The organism is Vibrio sp. V10_P2A27P122 (genome assembly GCF_963874335.1).
In the GTDB taxonomy this organism is placed as follows: Bacteria; Pseudomonadota; Gammaproteobacteria; order Enterobacterales; family Vibrionaceae; genus Vibrio; species Vibrio anguillarum.
The window spans coordinates 1-10,755 of sequence record NZ_CAWNHY010000027.1; the positions used below are offsets into that span (position 1 = coordinate 1).

General features: G+C 47.6%; 7 protein-coding genes and 1 pseudogene. 6 read left to right on the forward strand and 2 right to left on the reverse strand.

Annotated elements, in window-relative coordinates; genetic code table 11:
- The 6 genes and pseudogenes from citS to AACQ17_RS01825 form a co-directional block, all read left to right on the forward strand.
- The coding region (citS, locus tag AACQ17_RS01800) for a citrate/sodium symporter CitS (RefSeq protein ID WP_240507666.1) at positions 1–1,237 on the forward strand (1,237 nt) is incomplete at its 5' end.
- Positions 1,230–1,599 (forward strand): annotated as a pseudogene (locus AACQ17_RS01805) (OadG family protein). The gene citS and the pseudogene AACQ17_RS01805, both read left to right, overlap by 8 nt.
- Before the next feature lie 17 nt (positions 1,600–1,616).
- Positions 1,617–3,431, forward strand: coding sequence for a sodium-extruding oxaloacetate decarboxylase subunit alpha (oadA, locus tag AACQ17_RS01810; RefSeq protein WP_094132198.1), 1,815 nt, complete (start codon positions 1,617–1,619; stop codon positions 3,429–3,431).
- 15 nt (positions 3,432–3,446) lie between these two features.
- Positions 3,447–4,748, forward strand: coding sequence for a sodium ion-translocating decarboxylase subunit beta (locus AACQ17_RS01815; protein ID WP_094147737.1), 1,302 nt, complete (start codon positions 3,447–3,449; stop codon positions 4,746–4,748).
- 70 nt (positions 4,749–4,818) lie between these two features.
- Positions 4,819–6,525, forward strand: a complete 1,707-nt coding sequence (locus tag AACQ17_RS01820; protein ID WP_094147738.1) for an ATP-binding protein — start codon at positions 4,819–4,821, stop codon at positions 6,523–6,525.
- Between the two features lie 2 nt (positions 6,526–6,527).
- Positions 6,528–7,211: a response regulator gene (locus AACQ17_RS01825; RefSeq protein ID WP_017048248.1), complete on the forward strand. Its 684-nt coding sequence runs from the start codon at positions 6,528–6,530 to the stop codon at positions 7,209–7,211.
- Between the two features lie 13 nt (positions 7,212–7,224).
- On the opposite strand, the gene AACQ17_RS01830 is transcribed toward AACQ17_RS01825, so the two are convergent.
- Positions 7,225–7,497, reverse strand: a complete 273-nt coding sequence (locus AACQ17_RS01830; protein ID WP_017048247.1) for a hypothetical protein — start codon at positions 7,495–7,497, stop codon at positions 7,225–7,227.
- A gap of 393 nt (positions 7,498–7,890) precedes the next feature.
- Positions 7,891–10,749: an Ig-like domain-containing protein gene (locus AACQ17_RS01835; RefSeq protein WP_094147190.1), complete on the reverse strand. Its 2,859-nt coding sequence runs from the start codon at positions 10,747–10,749 to the stop codon at positions 7,891–7,893.
- Between the last annotated feature and the right edge of the window lie 6 nt (positions 10,750–10,755).

Here is a 10,755-nt window from a genome sequence, read left to right on the forward strand (position 1 = left end):
GATCACTGTATTAGCCGCCCATATTACTGACACTTTACCTAGCGGTCTGGTCGGTGGTTTTTCTTTTATGTTTGTCATCGGCGCGATATTTGGCGAAGTTGGCAAACGCCTACCTATTTTTAATAAATACATCGGCGGTGCACCGGTAATGATTTTCTTGGTTGCTGCTTGGTTCGTCCACATGGGCTGGCTCAGCGACCGTGAAATAAAAACCGTGACCGAAGTGATGGATAAGAGCAAGTTCTTGGATCTGTTCATCGCAGTACTCATTACTGGCTCCATTTTGGCGGTCAACCGTAAACTACTGATCCGCTCTCTAGCCGGTTACATTCCGACCATTCTGGCTGCGGTTGCCGGTGCGGCGATATTTGGTATCGCTATCGGCCTCGTATTTGGTATCACCCCTGATCGCATCATGATGCTGTATGTGCTGCCGATTATGGGCGGTGGTAATGGCGCAGGTGCAATTCCACTTTCCGAGATATATGAATCGGTCACTGGTGGTTCAAAAGAACAATACTACTCAGTAGCGGTCGCCATTTTAACTATCGCTAATATAGTGGCTATCATCGTAGCTGCTGCTCTGAACATTATTGGTGAAAAGATCCCATTATTAACTGGCAATGGCGAGCTAGTACGCAGCTCAAAACTAGACGTCAATGAAGAAGCCCAAAATCTTAATATCACTCACCGTGAAATTGCGATTGGTTTAATGCTGGCCGCATGTGTGTACACCTTCTCTTACGCTTTATCGAAAGAAATTCTGCCCGGTTTTGGCTCGATTCAGATCCACACTTTTGCTTACATGGTGGTGATCATCGCCATCCTTAACGCGGCGGGTTTGTGCAGTGATGAAATCAAAGAGGGCGCGAAACGCCTGTCGAATTTCTTCTCAAAACAGATGCTGTGGCTATTGATGGTCGGCGTTGGTATTGCTTACACCGATCTGGCGGAAATCATCAATGCCTTAACCTTTACTAACGTGATTATTGCCACTGTTATTGTACTTGGGGCGACTTTGGGTGCTGCTTTAGGTGGTTGGGCGATGGGCTTCTATCCTATTGAATCCTCTATCACCGCAGGTCTGTGTATGGCTAATCGCGGCGGTTCTGGTGACCTTGAAGTGCTCGCGGCCTCTAACCGTATGAATTTGCTCTCTTACGCACAAATCTCTTCACGTCTGGGTGGCGGCATTGTGCTCGTTATCGCCAGCGTGGTGTTCGGTATGTTTGTTTAACTCTTTAACCCTTGCTCCTTGGGATTATTTGGCGCGCCTAGCGCGCCTCTTTTTTCTCCCTATTTTCAACCCTGTTTTTATCACTGGAAGTGACTATGCAATCAACCTCACTATTCCTCGAAGGGATTAATTTGCTGACCCTGGGGATGGGCTTTGTGTTCATCTTTTTGATTTTCTTAGTATTTGCAACTCGCACCATGTCGTACTTGATTGTACGTTTTGCCCCGCCTCAAGTACCAACCAAAACGGGCAATAAAAAAACACCAGCCAATAAGGCTAAATCCAAACAAAACCAAGGTGAGTTGCTCGCGGTGCTCACTGCAGCTATCCATCACCATAAAGCACAACAAAAATTATCTTAGTGAAGGAGAAATAACAGATGACTCAGGCGATTAAACGCGTAGGTGTAACAGATGTCGTATTACGCGACGCTCACCAATCTCTTTTTGCCACTCGCTTACGGATTGACGACATGCTGCCGATTGCGCAGCAATTAGATCAGATCGGCTATTGGTCTTTGGAATGTTGGGGAGGCGCGACTTTTGACAGTTGCATCCGCTTTTTAGGCGAAGACCCATGGCAACGCCTACGCTTGCTCAAACAAGCCATGCCCAATACGCCACTGCAAATGCTACTGCGCGGACAAAACCTACTCGGCTATCGTCACTATGCTGATGATGTAGTGGATACCTTTGTCGAGCGCGCAGTGAAAAATGGCATGGATGTGTTTCGCGTATTCGATGCGATGAATGATGTGCGTAACATGCAACAAGCACTACAAGCGGTGAAAAAGATGGGTGCGCATGCGCAAGGCACGCTCTGTTACACCACGAGTCCAGTGCACAATTTACAAACTTGGGTCGACATAGCGCAGCAACTGTCGGAGCTGGGTGTCGATTCGATTGCCCTTAAAGATATGGCCGGCATTTTAACCCCGTATTCTGCCGAAGAGTTAGTCTCAACCCTGAAAAAACAAGTGGATGTCGAATTGCATCTGCACTGCCACTCCACTGCTGGCCTTGCCGATATGACCTTACTCAAAGCGATTGAAGCGGGCGTTGATCGGGTCGATACCGCGATTTCCAGCATGAGTGGCACTTATGGTCATCCAGCGACGGAATCTCTGGTCGCCACCTTGCAAGGCACGGGCTACGACACCGGGTTGGATATCGCTAAGCTCGAAAATATTGCGACCTATTTCCGCGATGTACGCAAAAAATACCACGCCTTTGAAGGCATGATGAAAGGCAGTGATGCACGTATTTTGGTGGCGCAAGTCCCGGGCGGTATGCTGACCAACATGGAAAGCCAACTCAAACAGCAAAACGCACTTGATAAACTCGATTTAGTGCTCGAAGAGATCCCGCGTGTACGTGAAGAGCTTGGCTTTTTGCCACTAGTGACTCCGACGTCACAAATCGTGGGTACACAAGCGGTGATCAACGTCGTAATGGGTGAGCGTTACAAAACCATCACCAAAGAAACCAGCGGAGTACTGAAAGGTGAATACGGTAAAACACCTGCGCCGGTCAACGTGCAGTTGCAAGCTCGAGTATTAGCAGGTGCTGAGCCCATAACCTGCCGCCCCGCTGATTTGATTACTGCTGAAATGCCAACCTTGCAAGACCGCGTATTGCAGCAAGCTAAAGAGCAACACATCACTCTCGCCAAGAATGCGATTGATGATGTGCTGACCATTGCGCTGTTCGATCAAGTGGGTTGGAAGTTCCTCGCGAATCGCCATAACCCAGAAGCATTTGAACCCGCACCACAAGCAGCAAAAACTGGTGACGCCTCTCAAATGCCCGCGGCAAAAGCCAAAGCCGCGTCAGTGGAAAGTCAGTCCGTCGCAAGTAACGGTGTCTACACCATTACCGTCAACAACCAAAGCTATGTGGTGAAGGTAGATGAAGGCGGCGAGCTGACACATGTCGCGCCAGCAGCGTCGGCCAATAACGCACCAGTACCGAATGCAGCAGAAGGTGAAAACCTCGCAGCACCTCTTTCTGGCAATATCTGGAAAATTCATGCGGCAGCAGGTGATGAAGTGGCTGAAGGCGATGTCTTGCTGATCTTAGAAGCGATGAAGATGGAAACTGAAATCCGCGCACCACGTGCTGGAGTGATCAGTGTCATTGAAGTCAATGAAGGCGATGCAGTACAAGTCGGCGAAGCCTTGCTAGTACTAGCATAATCAGGGACAAAAATAATGGAAAACGTTTTAGCTATGGTGCATGATTTTGGCCTATTCCACCTCCAGTGGGGGCAAGCCATCATGATCCTTGTCGGTTTAACGCTGCTCTATCTGGCTATTTTTAAACGCTTTGAGCCTTTGCTACTAGTGCCTATTGGGTTTGGTGGCATTCTCTCTAATCTGCCTGATGCAGGGCTTGCCATGTCGGCGATAGAAAATGCCTTGTATGCCGCCAAACCGGAAGTGATGACGGCCTTTTCAAAAGTACTACAACTTAGCTCGTACATGCCTTTGGACATTAAGCAAGCATTGAGTAGCGCAACGCCACTACAAATGACCACCTTGCACTTGCTCGCCGAGCAGTATCAGTACAGCGATGGCATGCTTTATCTGTTTTACAGTCTAGCCATCGCCTCCGGAGTTGGCCCTCTACTCATTTTTATGGGCGTAGGGGCAATGACGGATTTTGGTCCACTGCTCGCCAACCCCAAAACCCTGCTGCTCGGTGCGGCGGCTCAGTTTGGTATTTTCACTACCGTACTGGGTGCATTGGCATTAAGCAGTTTAGGGGTGATGGATTTTAGCGTGGCGCAAGCCGCCGCGATTGGCATCATAGGTGGTGCGGATGGCCCTACGGCAATTTACGTCTCGAGCATGCTCGCACCTGAATTGTTGGGGGCAATTGCGGTCGCAGCCTACTCCTACATGGCGTTAGTACCTATGATTCAGCCGCCGATAATGCGTGCGCTGACCACGCAAGAAGAACGCAAAATTCAGATGCATCAACTGCGCCAGGTACACAAGCTAGAAAAAATTGGCTTTCCACTGCTGTTACTGATTTTGATTGCGCTCTTACTGCCTTCTGCAACGCCACTGCTCGGTATGTTCTGCTTTGGCAACTTGATGCGTGAGTGTGGTGTGGTGGAGCGTTTATCCGACACAGCGCAAAACGCACTGATTAACATAGTGACTATTTTCCTTGGCCTATCAGTCGGTTCGAAACTGATGGCGGATAAATTCCTCCAGCCACAAACTATCGGCATTTTGGTGCTCGGTATTGTTGCGTTTTGTGTCGGTACTGCCGCAGGGGTTTTGATGGCTAAACTGATGAACCGTTTCTCCACCACCAAACTCAACCCACTGATTGGTTCAGCCGGAGTTTCTGCCGTGCCGATGGCGGCACGCGTCTCCAACAAGGTCGGGCTAGAAGCCAACGCGCAGAATTTTTTGCTGATGCATGCCATGGGACCAAACGTCGCTGGGGTCATTGGCTCTGCAGTAGCGGCAGGTGTTATGATCAAATATGTGATGGGATAGACATTATTGATTGGTGTTTCTTAGACTCCAATCAATAAGCCTCACTTATAGCAAGGATAGACTCGCCGGCATGAAAATATCACTAGCCCACTTTTTACACACCAAAGTCTGCCAGACTCTTTCGTTTCAGCAAAGGGTCGGTGCACTACTGGTTGCTATGGTAGTGATCCAGCTTTTGCTGGTAGCCGGCTTTTTCCATCAAACTCTTAGTGAAACCCTACAAGATCAGATCAGCACTAAGGCTCTGATTCAAGCGCGTGAGATTGCGACTGACCCCAATTTAATTGCCCTAATCCAACAAAATCGTCTCACCGAAGTACAGACTAAAATCGATCGCCTACAACGCATTTCAGATGCCAACTTTATTGTGATTGGCGATGCCAATGGTATTCGCATTGCCCATCCAGATGAGCGAAAAATTGGTTTACCCATGCAAGGCGGTGACAGCAGTAGAGCGTTAAAAGAGGGCGAATATTACACCTCAACCCAAAAAGGCAGCCTAGGCTGGGCAATTCGCGGTAAGGCTGCTGTTGTCTCACCTTCCGGACAGGTTCTGGGTGTGGTTTCTGTGGGCTATTTACTCGATCATATCAGTGATTGGCTACGCATTTACTCCTATCCAATGCTCAGTACTGTGGCCCTACTCATGCTGCTTTCTGGATTGAGCGCTTGGCTGTTTACCCGCCATATCAAGCAACAGATGTTCAATATGGAGCCGGAAGAGATCGCCATGAACCTCAACCTGCAGCAATCCATTCTACAAAGTGTGTATGAAGGAATAGTTGCGATTAGCTTGAAGGGTGAAATCCTTTCTGTGAACGCTAAGGCACTTAATATTCTTGGCATTGCCCACCAACCGAATCATCTGATTGGACGTAATGTTCAAGAGTTCATCACTCCGACTTACTTTTTCATGGGTGCTAGTCCGTTTGGTCAGTTAGCACAGCAAAACAGCACCAACCAGCAAGATGAACTGATTAGCTGTAATGGTGAAACCTTGGTGGCGAACCGTGTGCCAATCAATTCAGGGCAACAGCAAATTGGTTGGGTGGTGAGTTTTCGTCGCCGCAACGACTTCAATACGCTGACTTCCCAGCTTAGCCAGATCCGTCAGCACAACGATAACCTACGCGTAATGAGTCACGAGTTTGCTAACCGACTATCCACCATCGGCGGCTTAATTCAAATCGGCGCATACGATGAAGCCGTCAAAACCATTCGCCGCGAAACCGCCGAGCAGCAGCAACTGATCGATTTCATCTCCCAGACCTTTCATCCCAAAGTGATCGCAGGATTACTGCTCGGTAAATACAGCCGTGCTAAAGAGCTAGGGCTGTGCTTGGAGTTCGACCCGATGTCACATCTACATCAAGAGCCGCAATGCATGACGTCAGATGAGCTGGCGGCAGTGCTCGGTAACCTACTGGATAACGCATTTGAAGCGACGCTAAAAAACCCAAACAACAATAAAACCATATCCCTGCTGCTGACCGATAACGGTGAAGAGTTGGTGATTGAAGTGGCAGATAATGGCAATGGCATTCCTGCCGACATTGCCCAAACCTTGTTTCTCAAGGGAGTGAGTAGCAAAAACCAGCAAGGACACGGTATTGGACTTTACCTTGTTCATCAATTTGTCACTCAGGCTCATGGTTCGATACTTATCGACAGTGCAGAGCCGCAAGGGACTATTTTTTCTATTTTTATTCCCAATCGACCCAAAACACTTGTGGCGGAAAACCACTTACCACTAGCTGAAGGGCATAATAAGAGCTGATTATGATGGAATTAATCGACGTATTGATCGTAGAGGATGAAACGAGCATTGCTGATGTGCACAGCTTTTATCTCAAACAAACTACCCGCTTTCGCCCTGTTGGCGTGGCACAAAGTATTAATGAAGCACGTAACATGGTGCGCATTCTCAAGCCTAAACTGATTTTTTTAGACAACTACCTACCAGATGGTCGTGGCATAGAGTTTTTAAAGGAGCTAACTCATCAACCGCAAGCACCAGATGTGATTTTTATCACTGCCGCTTCCGATATGGAGACAGTACGCGAAGCTGTTCGCTGCGGAGTATTTGATTACCTGTTAAAACCAATTGCCTATGATCGAGTGCAAAACTCGCTGGAGCGTTATCTAAAATACACTAGCTCGCTGCGCGCTAATGACAGCGTCAATCAGCGCCACGTTGATGAACTGTTTAATTTTCAGGCTAAAACTGAGCAACTCGATAGTTTACCCAAAGGGATAGATGAACTTACTTTGATCAAAATCCAAGAGATTTATCACCATGAACCACAAACCGCGTACACCGCAGAGTTGTTAGGACAAGCGATTGGGATCAGCAAAACCACCGCCAGACGTTATCTTGAATATTGTGTGGCCAGTGGTTTTCTGGAAGCTTGTATCCAGCATGGTCGGGTAGGTCGTCCTGAGCGGCTTTACCAAAAACGCTAACTACCGCTTTGATTTATAACGTGTAATGGAAGGGGAGCACTTCGGTACTCTCCCCTATTTCCAGCACCCCTTCTAAGTTGTCGCTATGACACTGACAAAGTGGGATCACAAACACCCCTTCTTCATCTTTATCGCATTTTACCAACATCGCCTGAGAAGACGGTGCTAAACAGTTAATCTCGGAACAAAACGCCTGACTTTCACGGCTAAAATGTTGCCAATACGCCAACCAATTTTCTCGCGCTTGAGCAGAAGCCAAATCTCTAGAAACCTTTCTAACTAACATCGCATCACCACTGTGGCTATTGAGTCGCTCTATTACAATGGATTTCGACTCGCCTGAGCATGAAGTAATTCAAAGTTCGCCGTAACGGAAAAAATCTTATTGGTTTTTATGTATTTATATAGCGATGAACGTTGAAGTAGTCGCATTGTAATGGCGTGGAGGGTAACTGGTTGCCTGGCCGAAAAATAGGAGCTGGGAACGACCAAATTTTAATTAAGAAAAATTAAATATTGTTATGTTTAATGCCGACATTCATGGAAATGATCAAAAATGTCGAATACGGTTCTCTATTTCAGCTTCGGCGATTCAGATTAAGTTGATGACGATGGATAAAAACACGGAAGGCACCATGGCCTTCCGTTATCTAGTTAACTCACAAAGTAACCATGCAGGCTACTTACTGACACTGATCATTTCGTTGAAGTACTCGACTTGCTGTTCCATGCTCAGACTTTGATTATTTGAACCCAACGCCCAGATAAAGAAACCACCGTAACCATTCTCTTTTTGCCACTTGGCACGGTTGAGGTTGTTTTCACGGCTCTCCACAAAATTGCCGTTTGGCCCCCACTGGCTATTGATCGTATTGCCCAAAACAATTTTCGACTTGTCTCCAATGTATTGAGCGTAATTGGCCATCGCGACATCGTAGAGGAAGTTTTGGCCGGCGTCATAGGTCATGACGTTGAAGAAATCGAAATCGTTCTTGGTTGCTTGTAACAGATCGATCACTTCACCATGGTGAGACGAGCGACCTGATGGCTCAACGTAAGAACAATTTTCAAACATACTTGAATCCATGCATGCCACAGGATCAGCACCGACATGGTATGTGGTCAGCGACAACACTTTATTGTCTCCCACTTTTTGGCGTATCAGTTTAATCAATGCGGTTAGGTCTTGGTTCTCTTTATCGGTAATGCGCGCTGCTTTCTCGAAGTCGAAGTCAAGACCATCGATTTGCACATAACCCGCTAATTGGTACTTGCTGTAATCACATTGGCCATCACCCCCCGTCGCAAGGCAGTCACCCACCACCTCTTCTGGTTTTAGGTTCTTCTTATAGACAGGGAAGGGTTTGTTGACCAATTCAACGAGGCCATTGGCCACCGCCTCCCGATTTACATCGCTACCAATCGCAGACCAAATACTTTCATAAGTTTGACCACCAAACGCGACCATCATGGTGACATTGCTATTATCGTGTTTTAAGGTTGACCACGCTAAGTACTGAGATGGCATCCAATCTGGGTTGTAACTTGGTGGGGTTACCATGTCATCAGAAATCGTAATGTTGCCGCTAGCATCCCATTTACCGAACGATAATAAATAACCGTCACCTTCAGAATTAAACAGTTTTTCATAATCGTTTAATCCCCAAGAAGTGAGATAACTAATGGCACGGTCTGGGTTATCGGCAAGGCCACCACCACCGGTACTCTCTTTCACTGTAATATTGGATGGGGCCGACATTTGCTCTTGATTGGCACTGTTGAGCGCCTTTGCGTAAATAGCGTAGTTACCTGCTTGCGCTCCAATCCACTCATATTCATAAGGTGCTTCGGTGTCTTGATTCAGTACCTTGCCGTTGGCAATAAACGTCACGGACGTCACCTCGCCTTCATAGCTCTTAGCATCCGCTTTGATTGAGATCGCTCGGCCTTCAAAGAAGCTTGAACCGTCTACAGGGGCAGAGAGTGACACCAGCAGATCTTTATCAGTAATGGCAATCGAAATCGGTGCAGTTTGAGCACTTGCGCCTTGATCGTCATACGCGGCAACCGTGAGAGTGTATTGTCCTTCAACTTGAGCAGGCACAGTGATGGTATAGAGATCGCCCGAAGAAGAGGTGGATGTTGCAACGACTTCGCCATTCAATTGAACATCGACACGCGCCACTTGGGTATCGTCGCTCGCCTCAACGACCACCTCAAATGGCTGATTGGGTGCTATTTTTTGTCCATTTTCTGGCGATTGAACATGCACTTCAGGAACAGGGTTAGGATCGCACTCACCAACGTCATTCCATGCATCTTTCCATGCATCTGGATAATTTGGATGCCCAGTACCCGGTGTCCATACTGGGTTACCACACCAACCTGCGATTTTACATGAGTAGATATGGCCAATATTGGTTACCTCATCTCCCACTTGATAGCTCACGCCATCTTGGTACTGAGCAACGTCACCGCAACTACCACTCACATCAGTAACCGTAATCGTCAGATTTTTTTGTGTTACATGCCGTTCATCATCTTGCGCTTCAACACGTAATGCAGCGCTTCCGGCCGTTTGAGGGGTCCAGTCACAAGAGAACACTTGCTCTGTTTTGGCATCGATACTGCAAACTTCGGTGTCATTAGCAAAAAATTTAACGGTAGCCAGATCATTATCAGCATCGGTCACTTCAGCAGAGATCGTCAAACTTGTGCCTTGTGGGTGGGATGATCCCGCTTCTGGGGAAATGAACTCAACGACCGGAGGATTAGGCGCCGTCGATTCTGACTCGACAGAAACAGGCACGCTTTGCTCAGAGAGCTTATCGCCTTCCTCATTGAACGCGATAACTGAAATGGAAGCGGCTCCTATTTCTTTCGGTTGCCACACTTGCTGATACTCGGTGACACCTTGCTTCAATGGTTGTTGAGCAATTTTGTATTGGTTAGCCCAAAACTCAAGCTTACCGGCACTCTCACCATCAATACGAGCCATAATGCTAACGTCTGTGCCCGTGTATACCACTGAATTTGGCGCTGGAGAGAGAATATCTAGCGAAAAATCGGGCGGTGGTGTGATGCCCCCTTCCATTTTCACAATAACAGAATCTTCAAAAGCACTCAGGTTTTCCAATGAACCAGCAAAAGCGATCGTCAAGGAGAGTGATTCTGAGGCATTCAGAACGCTGTCAACCCAAGCACCTTCAGGGAATTTGAGCGCCACTGAATGGAGAATACCGCCCGCTTGAGCAGTATGAGATAAACTCCACGTAGGATGGGATAGCGCCGATGATTGCCAACCTATATCGTTAATCGCAACGGGTAATACAAATTCGATTACCGCATCGCGCATATCCGCTGACTCTGCTCCTGTATTTTTAATCGCTAAGGTGTAAGTGCTCCACCACTGCCCCTCTGACTCAGCTACCGCATCCGCGCTAAACTCAACAGCAATAGCCTGAGATATTGGGTTTAGCAATAGACCCGAAAAAAGCATGGTTAGGCCTAAGACCCGGTAATAGTTTTTGTCGGCCATTGAGAC